We start from the raw sequence: 22,147 nt of genomic DNA on the forward strand, positions 1-22,147 counted from the left end.
AAGGTTCATGAAGCGTTCCACAATCTGTTATAATCAAGAAAAAACAAAGGTGGAGGAATCAACGTGGACAATGTCTTTTTCATAGAGCTGGGTATGGGTACCGACTTGCATGGACAGAACATCACGAAAGCGGCAGTGAGAGCCGTTCAGAATGCAATCCACCACAACTCTATGCCGGGTCTCCGCTCCGTGCTTCCGGGCAATGATTTGCAGGCGATGAAGGTTCATGTCAGACTGGCCGTCCCCTGCGACCGTGAACGACTGGACGAGGAAGCGGTCAGATCGGAGCTCCCATATGGTCAGGTTACGATTGAGATCGTCGACGGCGGAATGGTAACTTCAAGCGGAATTGTGCTGCCGGATAAAGAAGACAAGAATGATCTGATCTATGTTGTTATCGCTTCGGTAGAGGTAGGGTATTAACTGCCGGTACAGACGCCCCAACGACGGCAGGACTGACAGGAAGGACAGCAGACAGGATTTGAATCCTGTCTGCTGTCCTTTTTTTGACCGAGCCTCCCGTTAAACTTGTTTTCGTTCAGGAATGCCTGTCATCTTAACTCATCCCGCGGCAAAGTGGCATGCGCATTGGAGGACAGTGTCATTGCTCACAAATAATCGGGTCTTCGGGGATTGACCTTCACCCCGGGTCAACGCTTACCGTACTTGTGAAGGCCATGCGGAAATGGCTTACTCTATGAAGCGTTAGGGAGAGTGGTTGCATGCGGACGTTGATTAAAGGCGGTACGATCTTGACGATGGAGACTGGAGCCCAGCCCTTTCAGGGAGATTTATGGATTGTGGACGAACGGATCGCATCGGTAGTCAGGTATCCGCACAAAGCCGGGGAAGGCCGGGGAAGGACCGAAGAGCAGAGAAGGGAGAATTCACAGCCGGATAGGATTATAGAAGCGAAGGGAATGGCCGTAATGCCCGGCCTTGTCAATTCCCATCAGCATACGCCCATGAGCCTGCTGCGCGGATTTTCGAATGATTTGAAGCTGATGGACTGGCTCGATCAGAAGATGCTGCCTGCCGAGGCCAACATGAACCGGGAAGATATCTATTGGGGAGCAAAGCTGGCCATGGCCGAGATGATCCGTTCGGGAACGACTGCCTTTGCCGACATGTATATCGAAATGGACAGCATCGCAAATGCCGTGGCAGAGACGGGGATGCGGGCGTCTCTTACCCGGGGGCTGGTGTTTATGCAGGATGACGGCGGAATCCGTATGCGGGAGGCAGTGGATCTGATCGACCGCTGGTCAGGAGCGGCGGACGGCCGCATAACGACGATGATCGGTCCGCATTCACCCTATCTGTGCCCGCCGCAGCCGATGCAGGAGGTGATTGCCTTTGCCAGGGAACGCGGAATTCCGGTTCACATCCATTTGGCAGAGACCCGGGAAGAGGTTGTACGCATTCGGGAAAGGTATAACCTGACACCTACGGAATACTTGCATCAGCTTGGGCTGTTCGATTCGCTGCATGTGCTGCTTGCGCATGCGGTTCATTTGACGCATAAGGATATTCGTCTGCTGGGCGGGATGAAGGGAGGAGTCGCTCATAATCCGGTCAGCAATCTGAAGCTGGGATGCGGAATCGCTCCTGTCAGCGAACTGCTGAGGCAGGGTGTTGCGGTGGGGCTTGGTACGGATGGCGCGGGCAGCGCGGCAACGCTCGATATGTTCGAGGAAATCAAGGCGGCTGCCTGGCTGCAAAAGCTGGATTTTGGCGATCCAACGCTTCTGCCGGCCGCTCAGGCACTGCGTATGGCAACGATAGAGGGCGCAAAGCTGCTGCGTATCGATGGGGATGTGGGAACGCTTGAAGCCGGGAAGCGGGCGGATCTGATCCTGATTGATCTAAAGAAGCCGCATCTGCAGCCCATCCATGATGCTGAAGCACTGCTGGCATACAGCGCAAACGGGGCGGACGTCGACAGTGTACTGGTTGACGGGGTACTGTTGATGCAGGGAAGAAAGCTGCTGACGATAGATGAGGATGAGCTGTACAGCCAGGTCGCGAACAGGGCTGCCAGAATTGTCAAAGGTGTTTAGCGTTTGTCCTTATTCTTCGTTCATGTTCTGTTCATAAATTGATCTTATACTACATTTCAAAGCGGCGCCGGCGCTCCATCTGCAAGGTTATGGAAGTGCCCGTTGGCTGATGTTGACGAAACAGCCGGTTAACGCCATTATTGGAATAATTGATCATGAAAGCACGAACAGTATATGGATATGAGCTGGAACAGTTATAGGATATCCTCTTGTTCATCTTATAGCATGTATAAGTTTTACTCCTCTTTATGTCTATAAGGTCTATGGGAAGAAACTAACTGCGCCGCCAGAAGGACAACGGCAGCCGTTTCTTATTACGCGGGCAGGAATCGGAGATGAATGGAAGATATGACGAAGCTTCTGATTGTAGATGATGATCCGCATATCCGCGAGCTGGTGTGTCTGTTTTTGGGTCGCGAAGGCTTTGAAACCATTGAAGCTACTGACGGCGTGGAGGCGCTGGCGCTGGTGGAGAAGGAGCGGATCGATATGGCCATAATCGACGTGATGATGCCTAATATGGATGGCTGGCAGCTGTGCCGGGAGCTTCGGGATTATGCGGATCTGCCGGTTCTCATGCTGACGGCCAAGGGAGAAACCTCGCAGAAGGTCAAAGGCTTCGAGCTTGGAGCAGATGATTATCTGGTCAAGCCCTTTGAGCCGCTGGAGCTGATTGCCCGTGTCAAAGCGCTGCTTAAGCGTTACCGGATCGCCACCTCCCAGACGGTACAGATTGGCGAGGTCCAGCTTAACCGCAGCAATCTTGAAGTCATTGCAGGCAGCTGCAGCATGACGATCCCGCTCAAAGAGTTTGAGCTGCTGTTCAAATTAGCCAGCTATCCGGGTAAAACATTCTCCCGCGAGCTGCTTATTGAGCAGCTGTGGGGATTCGATTATGAAGGCGATGAGCGGACCGTCGACGTTCATATCAAACGGCTGCGCGAGCGGTTCCCCGAGGAGCAGTGCCGGTTTCGCATTCAGACGATACGCGGGCTCGGCTACCGGCTGGAGGTATAGCCATGCCGAACTGGCTCAGAGTGGTGTTTGGCCTGCTTGGTTTCTTGCTTATGATTTCAGTCAGCTGGAGCATCGCCTATACCGTGGTTAGCTATGTGGCAGAGAAGGGAAACGAGTCTGAATCGCTTGCCATCATCCAGCATGACGGGGAGATGATGACTGGCTTGGCTGCGGCCGGGCAGCCGGTCTCTGACCAGGTCTGGAAACAGATTGCAGGGCATAACGGGTACCGTATTCTGATTGCGGATGAAGCCGGCAAAGTCCGGATCTATGGCAGCAAAGCCGACCGTTTTCCCGAAAACCTGGAGGAGCAAGATATCCGGGCTGTACTCGCCGGAGGCATCGTCAAGCATATCAAGCGGCCGAATCTGTTCAAGACGGCGGTTGCCACAGTCGGCCAGCCGTTCGCCGTGCAGGATAAACAGCTGGCTTTGTTCATTCAGAGCGAAGCCCCGGGATTATATAATCACTACGGCAGACAGATGATCATTCAGTTTGCCAGCCTGGTCGTGATGTTTCTCCTGATCCTGTGCTTCCGCCCTTGGCGGCAGGATATGAGGGGCTGGGTTCAAATTCTTGACGCCATTCGAAGAATTGCCAAGGGAGACTTCAAAGTGGTTATTGGTACAGGCAAGCCTCTGCCCGGCCAGCTTGGCCAGCTCGTGAACAGTCTCAATGATATGGCGGTGGAGCTGGATGTGATGGAGCAGATGAGGCAGACCTTTATTTCCAATGTCTCTCACGAAATCCAATCTCCGCTGACTTCCATTCGCGGTTTTGCCCAGGCTCTGCAGCAGGAGGAAGGCCTGGGTCTTGACCAGCGCAAGCATTATTACACGATTATCGAGACGGAGAGCGCCCGTCTGTCCAAGCTCAGCGACAATCTGCTTAAGCTGACCTCGCTGGAATCCGACAAGCATCCGTTTGAAATCAAGCGCTACCGGCTGGACAAGCAGCTGCGCAGCATGATTCTTGCCTGTGAGCCGCAGTGGGTGGAGAAGGATATATTAATGGACGTGGATTTGGGGGAGATTAACATTACGGCCGATGAGGATCTCATGTCCCAGGTGTGGATGAATATGCTCAGCAACAGCATTAAGTTTACGCCTGAAGGCGGAACCATTACGATCGAAGCCGAAGATGCGGAGGACGGAGCCGTTATCCGGATTTCGGACAACGGAACGGGTATTGCCCAGGAGGATCTCCCTTATATTTTTGAACGCTTCTTCAAGGGAGACAAATCGCGCAACCGCCAGACGAGCGGCAGCGGGCTGGGACTTTCCATTGTGAAGCGGATTATTGATATGCATGGCGGGGAAGTCTCGGTAAGCAGCACACGCGGAATTGGAACGACGTTCACGGTCATGCTTCCGGCCCCCGGGGAATCCAGTCCGGCATGAGCCTAGTTAGAATCAGCGGCAGATGGTTAATAAGTAGGAAAGGAGGCGGTAATCATGCTAAGCAGGATAGATCAAAGGGTATCAGACAATCAAGAGCCGAATAGTCCCCCAGAGGTTCCACCAAAGGTCATACCGGAGATCAAACCTGATCAACCTCCGGAAATCAAGCCGGATGTCATTCCGGAGCTTCCGCCGACGGATCTGCCGGAAATTCCGCCGGACCCCGCACCGGAAATTCCGGACAATGAAGTTTAGCCGCCGCTGACTCCAATTCCGGATGGTTAATAGGATCAGGCGGCCCGTAAGAACTGATAGACAGCCGCTCACGAAAACCTGCTTTTGATCAGCCCGGCCCCGCAGCTTTGATGCGGGGCCGGGCTTTTTTTCGAAATATCAGAAAGTACAAAATTTGGCCTCGCCTTTTTTGATATTTTTGGGGAATAAGCTAACTTTGCCGCCAAAAGACGGCTTCAGCCGTTTCTTCTTACGGGGATTAGCGCCAGGAACAGGATTCTTCGTTGACAGCCTGCGAAGCTTGCTTATAAGATAAGAACCATCCCATCGCAGGCTGGCCGTGCTGCGGGGGGCACTTTATAAAAAGGAGGCGTATCCTTGCTTTCGATGAAAGCGCTTTACCGAAATCTCCGCATCAAATACAAGCTGTTTGTTCTCATCTCGGCAGTGATGCTGACCGTGGGGATTCTGATCGTGGTGGTGCAGCAGGTGGCGTTCGAGGTGTACGACGGAGAAATTTATGAGCAGTCAGCGAAGGCGCTTCATCTGACCTCCTTCAGTATCGAGAACGAGCTGAAGAAGATGGAGCAGCTGACTTACCGGATCGCAACAGACGGGCTGATGCAGTCGTATCTGACCACAATCAAGCATGGAGGTACGGAGTATGACCGCTTCATCCTGGCGGCCAAAATTCGCGAGCGGATGATTAACCTGGGCGGTCTCGACACCTTTGTTTTGTCGCTGCAGATTTTTGATTACCGGGACGATGAATATGCTACAGGCGCCAAGCAGATCTCCACTTCGAAGGAACGCGCAGAGGCAATCAAGCGGGAAACCGGCCTCCTCATGGGCGGCAATACGTGGATTCTGCCTGATAAATCCGACAAGGTATTGAGCGCGGCCCGCTTAATCCGCTCTTATGACCAGCTGAATCTGGAGACGCTTGGCATGATTGCGATCCGCATCGATATGGATAAGCTGTTTGGCGATTTTATGAAGGGGCTTGACACGAGCTCGGCCGAATTTATAATTGCGGACGGCGATCATTTCGTCTATCCCGAGCAGCCGTCCATCACAGGCAGCGAGCTGAAAACCTATATGCGGTCGAATCAGGGTTATGCGGTCGCAAGCCGCGGCGGCAAACAATTCTTCATCACTTATGTGCCCTCTGCCAACACAAGCTGGACGTATATCAATGTCATTCCTTACGATGGTATTTTTAAGCGGATCGGCGATGTCAAGCATTATGTGTACCTGATTTACGGCCTGCTCGTCATTCTGGCGCTGATCTTCTCCTTCCGTTTGTCCAAGGGCATTACCATTCCCATCGAACGGCTTAACGACAAGATGAAGCGGGTGCGTCTGGATAATTTCGAACGCTTCGAGGAACAGGACGATATCCCGATGGCGATGGATGAAGCCGGACAGCTTCACCGGAATTTCCGGATCATGGTCAGGAGGATCGACGATCTCATACAGGAGAATTATGTGAAGCAGATCACGATCAAGGAATCGGACTTCAAAGCGCTGCAGGCGCAGATCAACCCCCATTTTCTTTACAACACCCTGGATACGATCAACTGGTCCGCCAAGATGAGCGGTCAGTCCCACATTTCGAGCATGGTAGAGTCACTTGGTTTTCTGCTGCGCAGCTCCATCAACCTGAAGGAACCGCTGATCCCTTTGAGCCATGAGCTGGAAATTATCCGGAATTATATTACCATACAGCAATTCCGCTTCGAGGAGAGGCTGGACTTCCGGCTGGATATCGCGGAGGGGCTGCTGGACTGCGCCGTTCCGAAGCTGTCGCTGCAGCCCATTGTCGAGAACGCGGTAAACTACGGTCTTGAGCAAATGATAGGGGTCTGTACGATTCATGTGCATGCAAGCCTGGCGCCGGATGGTGCGGGTATTGCCATCACGGTAACGGATAACGGCCCCGGAATGGAGAAAGACGTCCTCGTGCTGCTGCAGAGCGGCGAGCTCAAGCCGCAGGGTTCGGGAGTCGGTTTGCGCAATATTGAGGAGAGGATCAAGCTGCTCTTCGGAGAGACTTACGGATTGTCCATAGAGAGCGTCAGAGGAGAAGGTACGAAGGTTATGCTCCGGCTGCCGCTGGATAAAGAGGAGGGAAATGATCGTGTATAAGGTGCTGCTTGTCGATGATGAACGCATTATTCTGGAGGGAATATCCCGGATTGTCGATTGGAATGGCTGCGGAACCCGCCTTGCCGCAACCGCACGCAACGGTTTGGAGGCCAAGGCGTGGGCGGAGCAGGAGCGGCCTGATATCGTGATCACGGATATTAAAATGCCGGGCATGGATGGGCTGCAGCTGGTTCAGCATCTGTACGAAATGGACCCTTCCATCCGGTTTATTATGCTCTCGGGCTTCAGCGATTTCAATTACGCCCGCACGGCCATGCAGCTTGGGGTCAGGCATTATTTGCTTAAGCCGTGCAATGAGCGGGCCATTATGGAGGCGTTGAACGAACTCGTCGGGGAACTGAATCAGAGGCTCAGCAAGGAGCAGTTTCTGCAAACCATGGAGCAGGAACTGAAGAAAGTCAAGCCGCATGCGCGGGAGCAGTTCCTGAGAGAGCTTGTGACCAACAAGACGTACGGCCGGGAGGAGTGGGAGGATTTCAGCAGGCTGCTTGGCATCGCAACAGGAAGCGGGGAGGTCCGGCTGCTTCTGCTTCTGGCGGAAGGAGTCTGCGAATATGAGCAGCTGTTCGCGCTCAAAAATATTGCCGAGGAGCTGCTGGCCAGACGGCTGCTGCTCAGCGCCATCGTTGGCAAGCAGGTGCTGCTGCTGATCAGGGAAGCGTCAGAGCCAGAGCTGCTGCTTGCGCTTATTCATCAAATCAGGCGGATATTCACCGCCTATTATAAAATCAAAGCCGCCGCTGCCTTGAGCGATCCCGGCGACATTACAGCTGTCAGGCAGCTATACAGGAATACGCTGGAATGCCTGTCCTTCCGTTTCTATCTGGGGGAGGACAGTCTGATCACCAGAAAGGATATTGCCGCTGCGTCAAGACCGCAAGCGGAGCCTGCGCTTCCTGACGAGGAGAGCGTGTGTCTCGCGGTAAAATCCGGGCAGTGGCAGGAAGCGAAGGCGGGGCTGGATCTTTATTTCGAGGCATTGTCCCAGCCATATCTCGCGACGGCTCTCGTCAAATCTTATCTCGTTCCCCTTTATGTCGGTATTGTCCGGGCGGGCGGGCCGGAGAAGCTGGGCGGCTATTTGCAGGAGCTGGCGAAATGGGATGAGCTTGATACCATGCAGGCGATGCGGGATTTTATTGTCGCAACGGCCAGGCAGATTTGTCTGGCGAATGAGGCGGTCCATCAGCATGCCAGATCGGATATTATCGCCAAGGTCATCCGCTGTATTGAGGCGAATCTGGCCGATCAAAGACTCTCGCTGCTCTGGGTGGCAGGCGACATGCTCTATATGAACGCCGATTACTTGGGAAAGTTGTTCAAGAAAGAAACCGGGGAAAAATTCTCCCATTACGTCACCAGATTGAGAATGGAGAGAGCCATTGCGATGATCGACCGGATGGATGACGTCAAGGTGTTCGAGCTTGCGGACCGCCTCGGCTTTGGCGACAACCCGCAGTATTTCAGCCAGGTATTCAAGAAGCATACCGGTTATGCGCCTTCGGAGTTCAAGCGGACCTTGTAAAGACTGTTTTTTGAACAAAGGACACGGTTTATTACATTCCCCTTCATCTCTAAATTCTTATAATTGGATATGTAAGGGCTACCAAATTCTATTGCCTGGGGAAGGGGAACTGTTCATATGAGGAAGAGTATGATGCTTCTGCTTGCACTCACGCTGCTGTTCGTGCTTGCAGCCTGTGGAGGCGCAAACGGAAACAATACCGGCGCATCCAATCCGGAACCGGCCAATGCCGGAACCACGAACAACACGGGAAATACCGGCGATGAGACGGTTGCGGAGAAGACGGCAGACGACAAACCGGTCACGCTTCGTATGACCTGGTGGGGCAGTCAGCCAAGACATGATTACACATTGAAAGTTATTGAAATGTATGAAGCCCAGCATCCCAATGTGACGATTGAGCCGGAGTTTGCCAACTTCGACGATTACTGGAAGAAGCTTGCGCCGCAAGCGGCAGCCAACGAGCTTCCGGACATTATCCAGATGGATATTTCCTACCTGTCGCAGTACGGTGAGAAAGGACAGCTCGAGGATCTGACACCTTATTTGTCGAACATCATCAATGTAGCGGATATCTCCGACAATGCCGTATCCGGGGGGAAAGTGGGCGACAAGCTGTATGGCTTCAATGCCGGCGTTAACGTCGTCAACTTTCAATATGATCCGGCGCTGCTCAGCAAGCTGGGCGTCGACAAGCTGGACCCTGACTGGACGTGGGACGATTACGTGACGCTGGCCAAGAAAGCCAAAGCAGCAGGCCTTTATTTCGACACAGGCATGCGACCGGAAGTGTTCTTCGGCTATTATCTGCGGACAGTGGGACAGCATCTCTACAATGCCGAGGGAACGGCGCTTGGTTATGAGGACGACCAGCTGTTCGTCGATTTCTTCGGGAAGCTGGCTGATCTTGTTCACAGCGGCGCGGTGCCGAACCCCGATTATATGGCCCAGGTCAAAGGCGTGGAGGACGATCCCGTGGTGAAAGGAAAATCAGTCGGCATCTGGCAGTGGACGAACCAATTCGTCGCTCTGCAGCAGGTGGCGGCAAGACCGCTGGAAATGCAGCATATGCCGGGGCCTGACAGGGAAGCCGGGCTGTATCTGAAGCCGAGCATGTATCTGTCCGTCTCCAAGAACTCCAAGCATAAAGAGGAAGCGGCAAAATTCATCGACTTCTTCGTCAACGACATCGAGGCCAATAAGCTGATTAAAGGCGAGCGCGGCGTGCCGGTGTCCTCCAAGGTGAAGGAAGCGCTCAAGCCGATGCTCGAACCCGCGCAGGTGCAGGTATTCGACTATGTCGCCTGGGCGGAAACGAACAGCACGCCGGTTGATCCCCCGGATCCGGTAGGCTCAGCCGAAATCATCAATATATTCAAAACCTACAGCGAGCAGATGGCTTTCGATCAAATCAAGCCTGAAGAGGCGGCCAAACGGTTCCGCGAAGAAGCAAATGCCGTTCTGGAGAAGAACAAGTAACCGCTCATGACGCACGCGAAGCGGCTGTCCACGTACCAAGCAGCCGCTTCGCGGATTCATGAAAGCCTTTAAACAGTAGGGGTTGATGATTTGAAAATCGCATGGAAGCAGCATCTCACCGGCTATGCTTTTATCGGGCCGTTCGTTCTGGGCTTTCTTATATTTACGCTTGTTCCCATGTTCGTTTCCCTGTACCTCTCCTTCACCGACTACGATCTTTTCTCGGCCCCGGAATGGGCGGGATTAGCCAATTATAAAAAAATGTTTCTGCATGATCCGAAATACTGGAATTCGCTGAAGGTAACCTTTCTCTACGTATTGGGAGGCGTGCCGCTGCGGCTGCTGTTTGCGCTGATGATCGCGATGCTGCTCAACACGGCTTCCAGAGCCATCGGGTTATACAGGACCCTGTTCTATTTGCCCTCCATTATCGGAGGCAGCGTCGCGGTATCGATCATGTGGCGCAATTTGTTCGGCGACGAGGGCGTGGTCAACATCCTGCTGGGATCGCTAGGGCTGGAAGCCGTCCGCTGGTTCGGCAGCCCGCTCGCGGCGCTGTGGATGCTGATATTCCTGTCCGTGTGGCAGTTCGGCTCCTCCATGCTGATCTTTCTTGCGGGGCTGAAAAATATCCCGTCCAGCTACTACGAAGCGGCCAATGTTGACGGGGCAGGGGCGTTCTCCCGCTTCTTCCGGATCACACTGCCGCTGCTCAGCCCGGTTATTTTGTTCAACGCGATCATGCAGACCATCGGGGCGTTCATGACCTTCGTACCGGCTTATATCATTTCCAAAGGCGAGGGAGGTCCGCTGGACGGTACGCTTCTCTATTCTCTCTATCTGTTCCGCCAGGGCTTCGTATTCACCAATATGGGCTATGCCTCGGCTATGGCATGGGTAATGCTGATTATTATTGCGATTCTGACCGCGATATTGTTCAAGACCTCCCGGTTCTGGGTTCATTATGAATCGAAGGGGGATCAATGATGATGCTGTCCAAACGCTTCAAATGGTCCCTCTATCATGTGTTCACTGCAGGCGGGGCGATTCTTCTGCTCTATCCGGTTCTGTGGCTGGTTATGAGCTCTTTCAAGCAAAGTGAGCGCATCTTCATCACGGCGGGTTCCCTGATTCCCTCCCCCTGGATATGGACCAATTTCAAGGAGGGCTGGGAGGGTGTGGGGGGATATACCTTTGCTACCTTTACGCAAAACTCGCTGATCATCGTCATTCTCTCGACGATCGGGGCGGTGCTGTCCTCGGCGCTGGTGGCCTTTGGCTTTGCCAGACTGCGGTTTGCCGGGAAGACGTTCTGGTTCACGATCATGATGATTACGCTGATGCTGCCGCATGATGTGGTGCTGGTGCCGCAGTATATCCTTTTCGCCAAACTCGGCTGGCTTAATTCCATCAAGCCAATCGTTATACCGAGCTACTTCGGCGCGCCGTTCTTTATTTTTCTGCTGATTCAGTTTATCCGGACAATTCCGGCGGAACTGGATGAGGCGGCGACCATCGACGGCTGCGGCAAATTCAAATTATTTTACCGGATTATTCTGCCCCTGGTGGCTCCGGCGATGGCGACGGCGGCGATCTTCTCCTTCTATTGGAGATGGGAGGATCTGCTTGGCCCCGTGCTCTATCTGAACAAGCCGAGCATGTATACCGTGTCCATGGCCTTGAAAATGTTTCTCGACAGCGACTCATTGTCCAATTGGGGAGCGATGTTCGCGATGTCCACGTTCAGTTTGCTGCCTGTCGTTATCGTCTTTTTTACATTTCAGAAATTTATTGTTGAAGGAATCAGCACAAGCGGTTTGAAGGGCTGATCAGGAAGGGGATGTCTTAAATGCCGCCACTGGTATTTGAAGAGGAGCAGGTCGCAAGCGCGATCGACCGGGTTGTCGAGCGCATATTCCGGATGGATTTCAATTGGGATTGGCCTGCGGGCGTCGCCTTCTATGGCGTTGCGGAAGCGTACGAGGCAACCGGCAAAACAGAGTATCTGAATTTGCTGAAGGCATGGGTGGACGAGAAGCTTGAGGACGGTCTGCCCAAGCTTTCCGTCAATGGAGTATCCGTCGGACATACCCTGATTACCCTCTACAAGGCGACGGAGGACAAATCGTATCTGGAGGTCGCCGAGCAGATGGCCGAATATTTGCGGCTCGATGCGCCGCGCTTCGCAGAAGGAATATTCCAGCATACCGTGAACTCTGTCACCTATCAATTCCCGGAGCAGGCATGGGTCGACACGATGATGATGGCGGGTTATTTTCTGATCCGCATGGGCGCGCTGCTGGAGAGGAAGGATTATTTGGAGGATGGTCTGCTGCAGTATCATGGACATGAGCGCTGCCTGCAGGACGGCATCACGAATCTGTATTATCATGGCTGGGATAATCTGGCCGGCAATCATATGTCCGGGATTTATTGGGCAAGAGGAAATGCATGGGCCGCGCTCACGATGGCGAAGGCGCTGCCGCATATTCATGTCACCCATCCCTCCTTCATGATGATTGAGGGCTCGCTCCGCGATCAGCTCAGCGCCCTGGTGCGGCTGCAATCGGAGGAAGGGATGTGGCATACCGTGCTGACTGACGATTCCTCCTACCTGGAAACATCGGGCTCGGCAGGGATCGCCGCGGCGCTGCTTCATTCCGGGACGCTGTATAACAGATACGTGAACAAGTCGATACGCGGCATTATGGAGCGGATTACCGATGACGGGTCGGTGACCGGCGTTTCGGCGGGAACGGCTGTGATGCGGGATGCCGAGGGCTATCGAGGCGTATCGCATAAGCGGGTGCAGGGCTGGGGACAAGGCCTGGCGCTTGTTTTCCTGGCTGATCTGCTGCGGACCAGAGACCGGGTGTACGGCTGAGCGGTATCTTGGAATGGCGACAGTCGGGAGGCTCGCTGCGCCGCATTGCAAGCGCGGCAAGTTTTTTGGAATTATAAGAACATATAAAATTATCCTATACTCTGAATGATATTTCCAAGGGAAGAAACTTACTGTGCAGCCAAAGGAATGCGAAGCCGTTTCTTCTTGCCTTATAGAACGGGAACAAGTTTCAAGCCGTACAAATCCATAAGATTTAAGGGAAGAGACTAACTTTGCCGCCAGAGGACGGCGATAGTTGGTTTCTTTCTTTTTTTGCAACTTTTGGACATGGATTCTCGTCTATAAAATGTTAATCTGTTCCAATTGTCATCGTGCTGCCTTTCCCCCGATTATTCACAGTCAAGGAGTTGTTATTGATGTCTCTTCATACCGACCCGCTGGTGAAGAAAAACATGAGCCGGCGGCATTTTGCGCTTCGTTTGAACCTGTTTTTCTTTGTTTCCTTTATCCTGTTTGCCATTCTCATTATTCAGCTGGCTGTTCTGCAATTCGTCAGAAGTCCCGCTCTCCAGGAGGAGGAAAGCAAGTCGGGACAAAGAGACATTGAAATTCCGCCTGCGCGCGGCAATATACTGGATTCATCCGGTCAGCCCATTGCATATTCCATCTCCTCGCAGTCCCTTTATTTCACGATTCAGCCGGGCTTCCAAGAAGAGGATGCCGAGGCCCTTGCCGCGAGGCTGAGCGAAGCTTTTGCTGAATACGGCAGCAAGGAAGAGCCTGCCATGACTTCCGGAGACATTATCCGTCAGATGGATCTGGGCCATACCCGGAATTCGTATACGGTGCCCCGGCGGATCAAATCAGGCTTGTCGCAGGGGGAAATCGCTTATTTCTCCGAGAACCGGGATCTGTATCAGGGAATCGATATCGTGGAGGAAAGCGTCCGCCATTACGATCAAAGCACGATTGCCGTGCAGCTGGTCGGCTATTTGAAGAAATATAAGGGTGTACGGGAGAGCGTGGACAAGTATAAACAAAAGCAGGAAGAGACAGACCCGGCGCTGCAGCTTCTGGACGATGAGGATGTAGGCATGGACGGGCTTGAATATATGTATCAGGATCAGCTGCGGGGCAAAAACGGCTTGAAAACCTATCCGGTTGATGCCAGCAGCCTGATTATCGGACCTCCCAAAATTACAAAACCGGTGCGCGGCGATGATATCTATCTGACCATCAACCGGAATGTCCAGCTGTCAACGGAGCAGGCGATTACGGATCAGCTGAAGACGCTCCAAACTGCCGCAAGCTCGCCTCTGAACGAAGGCAAAAATGCTAGGACCGGCTATGCGGTAGCCATGGAAGTGAATACGGGCAAGATTGTCGCCATGGCCAGCATGCCGGATTATAACCCGAATGTATGGGCAGGCGGGAAAATATCCGAAGAGGATTTGAAAAATATCGAATATTATCAATACAACGGCACGATCCGGCAGGTCTATGCTCCCTATGATTCCAAGAAGGAGCGGGACCGGCATCCGCCTTCGCTCGTATATTTGGGTTCGACGCAGAAACCCTTATCAGTCATGATTGGATTGCAGGAGGGCTTGTTCACGACCGGCTCCGTCTACTCCGATACGGGGGTATATTATTTTGGCAAGAAAGGCCATGAGGTGCCGATCCATAACTCCGACAACCATGCTTACGGTCAGCTCCACCCTTATCAGGCGATCGCAAAATCGTCCAACACCTTCATGTCGGCCATGGTCGGAGACAGGCTTCTGGAAAAGTACGGCGCGAAAAGCGTGGATGTATGGGACAGCTATATGAAGCAGTTCGGATTGGGAGTATCTACAGAGAGCGGCCTTCCGGGGGAATCGGCCGGCGTAATCGATTATTATCACGAAGCCGAGGCAGCAAGCAGGCAGTCGGCGCTTGTCCGGGCTTCGTTCGGCCAGCAGGGGCGGTACACCGCGCTTCAGCTTGCCCAATATGCCTCAATGCTGGCCAATGGCGGGAAGAGAATGCAGCCGCAATTTGTGAATGAAATCCGCGGCACGGATGGTAGCATCATTCAGGGCTTTGAGCCCAAAGTATTGAATACCATCAGTTTCCCCCAGAAGTACTGGGATGAAATTTACAAGGGGATGTCCCAGGTTAAGGTCGAGGGCTTTGAGGGCGTCAACTATACCTTTCTGCGCAAGACCGGCACGTCCGAGCAGGACGCGGGAGACCGCAAGAAAGTGGAAAATGCGGTGCTGATCGCTTTCGCGCCGGCTGAAGACCCGGTGCTGGCAGTGGCGGTCATCGTTCCCGACGGCGGGTTCGGCGGCTGGGGGGCGGCTCCGATTGCCCGGCAAATTTTCGATGCCTACGATGCGGAGACCGGCAGATTGTCCGGAAAGAAATGAGGCAGCGCTTTGCAAGCCCTGCCGTTCTACCGGCAAAAACAAGAAAGCGGAGCGCTGCATGAGCGCTCCGCTTATTAAGCGTAAGTAATGAATTGATCTTCTGATGACAGTCTGGTAAAATCTATAGACGGACAGAAAAGAAAAAATCATAAATTTTCGTAGTTATCCACTATAATTATATCATAATAATTGTTGGAATGTCAATAGTTTTTTTTGGATGAGAGGGCGATTAGACGATGAACGAAACCAATCAGGATTGGACAGAGGAACAGCGGCGCGTGGATGAGGTCGTAGAACAGATCGATACACGCATAGATCTGCTGGAGCAGGAAACATTGGAGTCAAAATCCGAAATGGTCGAAATACGGAAAAATTTCTGGGAAGACGTAACCGTCAACTTTGAAGATACTGCGGAAGTCGCAGAAACCTTTGCCAGCATGAAGCAGCAGGCCGAGCTGCTGTCCGAGCGTGAGCGTACTCACGGCCAGGCGTCCGTACAGCTTAGAACACTCAGGAAGCTGCGGAATTCCCCCTACTTCGGACGGATTGATTTTATGGAAGACGGGGAGCAGCAGGAGGATTGTATCTACCTGGGAATTGCCTCCCTTCGTGACCGCGCGGATGAGAATTATCTGATCTATGATTGGCGGGCTCCCATATCCAGTCTCTATTACGACTATCCTCCTGGTCCTGCAGAGGTCGAGACTCCATCCGGAACGATTCATGGCGAGCTGAAGGTGAAGAGACAATTTGTAATCCGCGACGGCATTATTGTCAGCTTATTCGATACCGGTGTGACTATAGGGGATGAACTGCTCCAGGAGGTGCTGGGCAAACAATCCGACGCGCAGATGAAGAGCATCGTGGCGACCATCCAAGGGGAGCAGAACCGGATCATCCGCAATGAGCGCAGCCGCCTGCTGGTTGTTCAGGGCGCCGCTGGCAGCGGCAAGACCTCTGCCGCGCTGCAGAGAGTAGCCTATCTGCTTTACCGGTACCGGGGCATTCTGAAAGCCGATCAAATTGTGCTGTTCTCGCCAAATCCGATGTTCAACAGCTATGTTTCTACCGTTCTTCCCGAGCTTGGCGAGGAAAATATGGAGCAGACGACCTTCCAGGACTATCTGGCCTACCGGATCGGGAGGGCCTTCCGGCTGGAGAATCCGTATGCCCAGCTGGAATACGCGCTGACGGGAATGGATCAGCCGGGCTACGAAGCCCGCATTGAAGGGATCCGGTTCAAGGCTTCGGGCGGCTTCGTCGCGCTGATGGATCGCTATTTGGCTGAACTGGGCAGTCAGGGACTGCTATTCCGCGATCTTGTCTTCCGCGGGAAGGCCGTCGTAACGGCAGAGGGCATAGCGGAGTCCTTCTATTCGCTGGACCCGTCAATGGCTGTTCCGAACCGTCTGCGCCTGGTCGCCCAGAGGCTGCTGCAGCGTCTGAGCGAGCGCCAGAAGGAGGCGCGCGGGGAGGATTGGGCGATGGATGCCATCGAGCTGCTGGATAATGAGACCTATGCCCGGATTTATCAGAACCTGAAACGAAAAAAACAATACTCCGGCTCGACCTTTGATGACCATGACCTTGAACGCGAGGAGCTAATTGATTATGTCCTTGGCGAGAGCTTCAAACCGCTCCGCTCGCGGGTGAAGAAATTTGCCTTCGTCAATCTGAAAGCGACCTACCGGCAGCTGTATGCCGATCCGGCCTTTGCCCGGAGATTTGCCTCCGAAGTTGAGGGCGGCCTTCCGGAGCATTGGGAGGAAATATGCGCGGCAACGATTGCGAGGCTGGACAAGGGTGAAATGGCCTATGAGGATGCAACTCCATATTTGTATCTGGTCGAACGTGTGCGCGGCTTTCATACGAATACCTCCGTACGTCATCTGCTGATTGACGAAGCGCAGGACTATACCGCTTTTCAGTTCGCCTTCCTGAAGCGGCTGTTTCCGCACAGCAGAGTAACGGCGCTCGGGGATCTGAACCAGTCGATTAATGCCCATAACGCGGCAGGAAGCAGCGGATTCAAGGCATTATCCGCTCTCTATGATCCGGAGGATACGGAAACCATCACGCTGACCCGAAGCTACCGCTCGACGCGGCAGATCGTGGAGTTTACGAGCCGCTGCATCGAAGGAGGAGAGGTTATTCAGCCGTTCAACCGGGATGGCGAGGAGCCAGCGCTGACGCTTGTCACTGGCGAAGAGGAGCTGCACAAGCTCATTTCCGGCACGGTTGCCGGTTTACTTCAAGCCGGACATCAGACGGTTGCGATTATTTGCAAAACAGCCGCGGAGAGCATGCTGGCCTACCGGGCCTTCAGCGAAGTGATCCCGGGGCTTCATCTTGTTGAACGGGAATCCACGACCTTCGAATCCGGCGTAGTGGTCATTCCCTCCTATCTGGCCAAGGGGGTGGAGTTCGACGCTGTCATTGTCTATAATGCGTCAGCTGTCCAATATGGCCGGGAGAGCGAGCGGAGGCTGTTCTATACAGTGTGCACGCGGGCGATGCATGAGCTGCATTTGTATGCGATAGGGCAGTGGAGCCCCTTTATTCAATTGGAGAGTTAGCAGCAGACAGCAGGACATAAAAGTCCAATTTTTGCCGCCCGTGTGATTATTTGCTGTGCCTGAAGGGTAATATACGTATCGTAGGTGGGACCGTCTTCGCAGTATATCATGACAAAGAAGGAGCTGGTTTTCGATGGCTAGAATTGCTTTTCTATTAGGTCAGGAGTTCGAAGACTCCGAAATGTCAGAGCCCTATGAGGCTGTCAGGCAAAAAGGGCACGAAGCGGTAATTGTCGGTTTGAAAGCAGGAGAGACCTTGAAAGGGAAGCAGGGGAAGGCGGGCTATACCGCGGATAAAGCGATTGGCTACGTTAAACCCGAGGAATTCGATGCGGTCATCATTCCCGGCGGTTCGTCCCCGGAGAATATCCGCCTGGATGCAGGTATGAAAAAATTCGTCACTGCCATGTTGCAGGCGAACAAGACCGTTTCGGCGGTCTGCCACGGCCCGCAGCTGCTGATCAGCGCCGGGCTGCTCAAAGGGCGCACGATCACCAGTGTTCCGGTGCTGCAGGATGATATGCGCAACGCCGGCGCTACTTTTGTAGATAAGGAAGTTGTCGTTGACGGCAATCTGATCACTTCGAGAACGCCGCAGGACCTTCCCGCCTTTATCCGTGAAACGCTGCATGCGGTTGAAGTCACGAACGGGGTTAGGTCTTAATCCGGACGTTGCTGCTGCCGATAATGTGAAAATATATGTATATTGAAGGGGCCATATCGGACACGCTCCCCCGCGTCCGGTATGGTTTTTTTTGCGGTTCAGTAACTGTAGGAGAGATTATCGGGGCAAGCAGCTGACGGCATGTATGAAAACTACGCGAAAATCGCTCCGACCTATTCTTTCGCCATGTCCGGTACTGATGGGCGCAAGGCCCTCCGGATGCTGGGCGGGCTGCTGAACAAGTCAGAAATGGCCGAGAGGGCAATTGCCGATTATGAGGCCAAAGCGGCCAAAGCCAAAGAGCGGCTGCAGGCTGCAATCGGTAACAAGCCTGTGGCGATTGTAGACATTTCCGGCAAAATATTTCGCTGCTGGGAGATCAATTTTACAGCGGAGCGGTGCTTTACAAGGATCTGGGGCTTACTCAGACCAAGCTGGTGAAGGATGCGGGCGGAGAACACGGTCTGCAAGGGATCGCAGTTTTATGGAAGATAGGAAACCTGGCTGCCCAGGCCCTGATAGAAGAATCGGCAGGCACCTCTCGGAGCGAGAGAGGTGTTTTGCTATGCCTGCGCTCCAGGCAAGGGCAATATCTTATACATGCGGAACAAGCAGCTTGTCCGGCTCAGAGGATGGCTGATAAGCCAATTCTTTAGCTGAAGATGTATAGACAAAGGAGAGAAATTTTGCTATATTTAGCTCAACATTAATTCTTATTGGAATACTAGGTATTTGTCGTGAATAAATGATATCCATCATATGCAGAAGTGCATGCTCAAGGAAGCAGGTATTGTCTCCTTCGTCCTAAAAACTTTCAGGAGGTCATTCAATGGCACAAATCGTGATTATATCAGGCAGCACGAACCGGAGCTCGAGATTGTACGGACTCATTCAATATAGCCAGCCCAGGCTTGAGGCATGGGGACATGAGATCAGAACGATCCATGTCGCCGATCTGCCGGCGCAGGATCTGATTCAGGCCAATTTCAACAGCCCCGAAATTATCGAGGCGGTTGGCTGGGTAGAACAAGCGGATGCCGTAATTATCGGCAGCCCGGTCTATAAGGCATCCTACACCGGCGTTTTGAAGACCTTCCTGGATCTGATACCGATGAAGGGTCTACGCGACAAGATTACGCTGCCTTATTTCATCGGAGGCTCCATTGCGCATTTGTTGGCCATCGACTATGCCCTGAAGCCTGTTATTGCCGCATTGGGCGGGCATCATATTCTGGGCGGCGTCTACGCGGTAGACCAGGCGATCAGCCGCTTCGATAACAATGTCTTTGAGGTATCGGAGGAAATCCGCCAGCGTCTGGATGATGCGCTGGGACAGCTGCATGACGAGCTGCAGTGGAAGAAAGCACGCAATAAAGAAATTGCTGCGGGATGAATGGCTATGGGAACCGGTATCGATAAGCAGGTGCTGCAGCGTCCCGATCTGGCCTTTTACGAGTACTGCCGGGTTCATTTCAAGCTGAACAGGGGCATCTACAATACAATCGACCAGCGGCTATTCGATTATGGACTTGAGGATATTATGGATAGACGAAGAGCAATTATACAATTTCTTAAATTTGCTGCGCGTGATCAAGGCGTCAGTACAGGCAAGTTTATATCCTTCGGAAGAGGGAAGCTTGCGGATGTTCTGGATTCCTTTCTGGAACGTACGCAGCAGGCGGTTTGATAAACCAGAGCTGAAACCATTCTAAAAAACATTCCGGTCCATACAGACGGAATGTTTTCTTTTAATCCAGGGAAGACAGCGGGACGGCATTACGCCTCCGTTTCTATCGAATCAAGGGGGATGAACGGCAATGAATATAGAAAATATGGAAGCTTTCGTTTATGTCATTCACTATGGGGGATTCAACAAGGCTGCCGAAGCCTTGTATTTGTCGCAGCCGTCCGTAACGGCCCGCATTCAATCGCTTGAGCGTGAGCTGAACTGCAAGCTGTTTGACCGGATCGGCAAGCAAATCCAGGTTACGGAAGAAGGCAAGCGGTTCCTGCCTTATGCCCAGCAGCTGCTTCTGATTTATCAGAAGGGCAAGCAGAATATCAACCAGAAGAAATCGCTCCCGGATGAATTCAGAATCGGCTGTACGCTGTCGGTTTCGAATTACCTGATTCCGGAGCTGCTTCCGCTGCTGAATCGGGTTTTTCCGTCAACCCGGTACAAAATCGTCACAGGTGTGACAGATGATATTGTCAATAAAGTGCTTAACAAAGAGGTGGACATCGGCTTTGTCCGCAATGTTTCCCACCCCAATCTGCAGTCGGTCAAATTATATGAGGACCCGATCCAGCTGTATACGTATGAAGGCCACCCGTTTCTGGGTGAAACGATGCTTACGATCGAAGCAATTGCCGGGCAGCCGCTTGTTTTCTTCGAGTGCGGGGCTCTGGACTGGCTGCGAATCCACCGGATCTTCGATAAACTGGATCAACCGCCCAATATCCAGATCCAGACGGACAACTCCGAAATGGCCAAGAAGCTCGTCATCGAGAAAGCGGGGATGTGCTTCCTTCCGGGTTGGTGCGTGCGTCAGGAAATCCGCAGCGGCAAGCTGTTTCCAATTTATTTTCCAGAGACGGACGGCATTTCCATGCAGACGAATCTGATCGCCAATCTTGGCGAGCATGCGGCGTTTATTGACGCTATTCTGGACATTGGCAAGGAGCTTTCGATCCGCTGAAGCCCCGCCGCTGCAGGATGATTGGATATTTGAATGTTCATATAGAACCTTTCTATAAGCGCACCTATTGACGATGCCCGGGGCGGGGTGTAAAGTAAATCTCAACTATAATCCTTACTTATCCGGTAGGAATTATAAACATAATATATGAACATAATCGGAGGGGTTTGAAGATGAAGAAATTTACTGTGTTTTCCCTGATTCTCGCTATCGTCCTGGTCATCTCGGCATGCGGCAGCAAGAACAACACAAACGAAGGTTCCGCCAACGGAACGAATGCCGCCGCTAACGTAAACACCACCGATACCGCCGGTACGGATGCTTCGCAGGAGGTTAAAAAAATCATTGTCGGAACGGGAACGCAGTTCCCCAAGGTCTGCTTCCTGGACGAGAACGGCAAGCTTACCGGGTTTGATGTGGAGCTTGTGAAGGAAATCGACAAACGACTTGCAGGTTATGAATTTGAACTGCAAACGATGGATTTTGCCAACCTGCTGCTCAGTCTGGATACCAAGAAAATCGACTTCGTCGCTCATGAAATGGAGAAAAATCCGGAGCGCGAAGAGAAATATCTCTTTAACAAAGAGGCTTACGCACATTGGAAAAATAAAATCGTCGTCGCGAAGGACAATGACACCATCAAGACGCTGGATGATCTGGCAGGAAAAAAAGTACTGACGGGCGCCACCAGCGCGGAGGCTCAAATTCTGGAGAATTACAACAAGGATCATGACAAAAAAATCAACATCGTCTACCAGAGCGGCGCAGCCAATGATACGGTGAACCAACTGACCACAGGCCGCGTCGACGCTACGCTTGCAGCTGATTTCTCGCTGTCTCTGATCGATCCGCAGGGCAAGCTCAAAACCGTTGGCGAGCCGCTCAGCGATGCTGAAATTCTGTTTGTATTCCGCAAGAACGACGCCGATGACCAGAAGCTGTCCGATGCAATCGACGAAGCCATCAAGGAAATCAAAGCTGACGGAACGCTTTCCAAACTCAGCACCACCTGGCTTGGTCAAGATTACACCTAGATCAAGGCTGAATAACCTTATGAAAGGTGAGATC

The 22,147-nt window shown here is 52.8% G+C and carries 19 protein-coding genes; all 19 read left to right on the forward strand.

The window, feature by feature from the left end; translation table 11 throughout:
* The first annotated feature begins 63 nt into the window (after positions 1 to 63).
* The 19 genes from AC0YOA_RS32735 to AC0YOA_RS32825 all read left to right on the forward strand — a co-directional run bounded on the left by AC0YOA_RS32735 (position 64) and on the right by AC0YOA_RS32825 (position 22,113).
* Positions 64 to 423, forward strand: a complete 360-nt coding sequence (locus AC0YOA_RS32735) for a Lin0512 family protein (RefSeq protein ID WP_210039685.1) — start codon at positions 64 to 66, stop codon at positions 421 to 423.
* Between the two features lie 299 nt (positions 424 to 722).
* Positions 723 to 2,060, forward strand: a complete 1,338-nt coding sequence (locus AC0YOA_RS32740) for an amidohydrolase (protein ID WP_475790160.1) — start codon at positions 723 to 725, stop codon at positions 2,058 to 2,060.
* A gap of 348 nt (positions 2,061 to 2,408) precedes the next feature.
* A complete protein-coding gene (locus AC0YOA_RS32745) occupies positions 2,409 to 3,077 on the forward strand; it encodes a response regulator transcription factor (RefSeq protein ID WP_210039991.1) in 669 nt (222 codons plus the stop codon).
* A 2-nt stretch (positions 3,078 to 3,079) separates the two neighbouring features.
* Positions 3,080 to 4,477 (forward strand): sensor histidine kinase, encoded by a 1,398-nt coding sequence (locus AC0YOA_RS32750; RefSeq protein WP_475790161.1) that lies wholly within the window; start codon positions 3,080 to 3,082, stop codon positions 4,475 to 4,477.
* Positions 4,478 to 4,531: 54 nt separating this feature from the next.
* Positions 4,532 to 4,732, forward strand: a complete 201-nt coding sequence (locus AC0YOA_RS32755) for a hypothetical protein (protein WP_475767606.1) — start codon at positions 4,532 to 4,534, stop codon at positions 4,730 to 4,732.
* A gap of 366 nt (positions 4,733 to 5,098) precedes the next feature.
* A complete protein-coding gene (locus AC0YOA_RS32760) occupies positions 5,099 to 6,859 on the forward strand; it encodes a cache domain-containing sensor histidine kinase (RefSeq protein ID WP_475790235.1) in 1,761 nt (586 codons plus the stop codon).
* The gene (locus AC0YOA_RS32765; protein ID WP_475790162.1) at positions 6,846 to 8,405 is read left to right on the forward strand and encodes a response regulator transcription factor; all 1,560 of its coding nucleotides are present in this window, start codon (positions 6,846 to 6,848) and stop codon (positions 8,403 to 8,405) included. The genes AC0YOA_RS32760 and AC0YOA_RS32765 overlap by 14 nt, the downstream gene beginning before the upstream one ends.
* A 117-nt stretch (positions 8,406 to 8,522) precedes the next feature.
* Positions 8,523 to 9,884, forward strand: coding sequence for an ABC transporter substrate-binding protein (locus AC0YOA_RS32770; RefSeq protein ID WP_475790163.1), 1,362 nt, complete (start codon positions 8,523 to 8,525; stop codon positions 9,882 to 9,884).
* Positions 9,885 to 9,974: 90 nt separating this feature from the next.
* Complete coding sequence (locus tag AC0YOA_RS32775) at positions 9,975 to 10,871, forward strand: carbohydrate ABC transporter permease (RefSeq protein ID WP_475790164.1); 897 nt, start codon at positions 9,975 to 9,977, stop codon at positions 10,869 to 10,871.
* 2 nt (positions 10,872 to 10,873) lie between these two features.
* A complete protein-coding gene (locus tag AC0YOA_RS32780; RefSeq protein WP_475790236.1) occupies positions 10,874 to 11,713 on the forward strand; it encodes a carbohydrate ABC transporter permease in 840 nt (279 codons plus the stop codon).
* 20 nt (positions 11,714 to 11,733) lie between these two features.
* A complete protein-coding gene (locus tag AC0YOA_RS32785) occupies positions 11,734 to 12,768 on the forward strand; it encodes a glycoside hydrolase family 88/105 protein (RefSeq protein WP_475790165.1) in 1,035 nt (344 codons plus the stop codon).
* Between the two features lie 377 nt (positions 12,769 to 13,145).
* Positions 13,146 to 15,140 carry a peptidoglycan D,D-transpeptidase FtsI family protein gene (locus AC0YOA_RS32790; protein ID WP_475790166.1) on the forward strand — a complete coding sequence of 665 codons (1,995 nt, stop codon included), beginning with the start codon at positions 13,146 to 13,148 and terminating at the stop codon, positions 15,138 to 15,140.
* A 236-nt stretch (positions 15,141 to 15,376) separates the two neighbouring features.
* Positions 15,377 to 17,716 (forward strand): RNA polymerase recycling motor HelD, encoded by a 2,340-nt coding sequence (gene helD / locus AC0YOA_RS32795; protein WP_475790167.1) that lies wholly within the window; start codon positions 15,377 to 15,379, stop codon positions 17,714 to 17,716.
* A 133-nt stretch (positions 17,717 to 17,849) separates the two neighbouring features.
* Positions 17,850 to 18,380 carry a type 1 glutamine amidotransferase domain-containing protein gene (locus AC0YOA_RS32800; RefSeq protein WP_475790168.1) on the forward strand — a complete coding sequence of 177 codons (531 nt, stop codon included), beginning with the start codon at positions 17,850 to 17,852 and terminating at the stop codon, positions 18,378 to 18,380.
* Between the two features lie 141 nt (positions 18,381 to 18,521).
* Positions 18,522 to 18,821, forward strand: coding sequence for a hypothetical protein (locus AC0YOA_RS32805; RefSeq protein ID WP_475790169.1), 300 nt, complete (start codon positions 18,522 to 18,524; stop codon positions 18,819 to 18,821).
* A gap of 388 nt (positions 18,822 to 19,209) precedes the next feature.
* Positions 19,210 to 19,773, forward strand: coding sequence for an NADPH-dependent FMN reductase (gene ssuE, locus AC0YOA_RS32810; RefSeq protein ID WP_210039697.1), 564 nt, complete (start codon positions 19,210 to 19,212; stop codon positions 19,771 to 19,773).
* 6 nt (positions 19,774 to 19,779) lie between these two features.
* Positions 19,780 to 20,067 carry a hypothetical protein gene (locus tag AC0YOA_RS32815; RefSeq protein WP_475790170.1) on the forward strand — a complete coding sequence of 96 codons (288 nt, stop codon included), beginning with the start codon at positions 19,780 to 19,782 and terminating at the stop codon, positions 20,065 to 20,067.
* A gap of 130 nt (positions 20,068 to 20,197) precedes the next feature.
* Positions 20,198 to 21,079 carry a LysR family transcriptional regulator gene (locus AC0YOA_RS32820; RefSeq protein ID WP_475790171.1) on the forward strand — a complete coding sequence of 294 codons (882 nt, stop codon included), beginning with the start codon at positions 20,198 to 20,200 and terminating at the stop codon, positions 21,077 to 21,079.
* 173 nt (positions 21,080 to 21,252) lie between these two features.
* Positions 21,253 to 22,113, forward strand: coding sequence for a transporter substrate-binding domain-containing protein (locus AC0YOA_RS32825; protein ID WP_475790172.1), 861 nt, complete (start codon positions 21,253 to 21,255; stop codon positions 22,111 to 22,113).
* Positions 22,114 to 22,147: the final 34 nt, after the last annotated feature.

This window comes from Paenibacillus sp. JT22N12, assembly GCF_056269365.1.

Coding starts and splice junctions, on each gene's coding strand:
- AC0YOA_RS32740 (WP_475790160.1), top strand. CDS start 723: ATGCGGACGTTGATTAAAGGCGGTACGATCTTGACGATGGAGACTGGA.
- AC0YOA_RS32780 (WP_475790236.1), top strand. CDS start 10,874: ATGCTGTCCAAACGCTTCAAATGGTCCCTCTATCATGTGTTCACTGCA.
- AC0YOA_RS32785 (WP_475790165.1), top strand. CDS start 11,734: ATGCCGCCACTGGTATTTGAAGAGGAGCAGGTCGCAAGCGCGATCGAC.
- AC0YOA_RS32760 (WP_475790235.1), top strand. CDS start 5,099: ATGAAAGCGCTTTACCGAAATCTCCGCATCAAATACAAGCTGTTTGTT.
- AC0YOA_RS32755 (WP_475767606.1), top strand. CDS start 4,532: ATGCTAAGCAGGATAGATCAAAGGGTATCAGACAATCAAGAGCCGAAT.
- helD (WP_475790167.1), top strand. CDS start 15,377: ATGAACGAAACCAATCAGGATTGGACAGAGGAACAGCGGCGCGTGGAT.
- AC0YOA_RS32770 (WP_475790163.1), top strand. CDS start 8,523: ATGAGGAAGAGTATGATGCTTCTGCTTGCACTCACGCTGCTGTTCGTG.
- AC0YOA_RS32800 (WP_475790168.1), top strand. CDS start 17,850: ATGGCTAGAATTGCTTTTCTATTAGGTCAGGAGTTCGAAGACTCCGAA.
- AC0YOA_RS32790 (WP_475790166.1), top strand. CDS start 13,146: ATGTCTCTTCATACCGACCCGCTGGTGAAGAAAAACATGAGCCGGCGG.
- AC0YOA_RS32805 (WP_475790169.1), top strand. CDS start 18,522: ATGTATGAAAACTACGCGAAAATCGCTCCGACCTATTCTTTCGCCATG.
- AC0YOA_RS32825 (WP_475790172.1), top strand. CDS start 21,253: ATGAAGAAATTTACTGTGTTTTCCCTGATTCTCGCTATCGTCCTGGTC.
- ssuE (WP_210039697.1), top strand. CDS start 19,210: ATGGCACAAATCGTGATTATATCAGGCAGCACGAACCGGAGCTCGAGA.
- AC0YOA_RS32765 (WP_475790162.1), top strand. CDS start 6,846: ATGATCGTGTATAAGGTGCTGCTTGTCGATGATGAACGCATTATTCTG.
- AC0YOA_RS32820 (WP_475790171.1), top strand. CDS start 20,198: ATGAATATAGAAAATATGGAAGCTTTCGTTTATGTCATTCACTATGGG.
- AC0YOA_RS32750 (WP_475790161.1), top strand. CDS start 3,080: ATGCCGAACTGGCTCAGAGTGGTGTTTGGCCTGCTTGGTTTCTTGCTT.
- AC0YOA_RS32745 (WP_210039991.1), top strand. CDS start 2,409: ATGACGAAGCTTCTGATTGTAGATGATGATCCGCATATCCGCGAGCTG.
- AC0YOA_RS32815 (WP_475790170.1), top strand. CDS start 19,780: ATGGGAACCGGTATCGATAAGCAGGTGCTGCAGCGTCCCGATCTGGCC.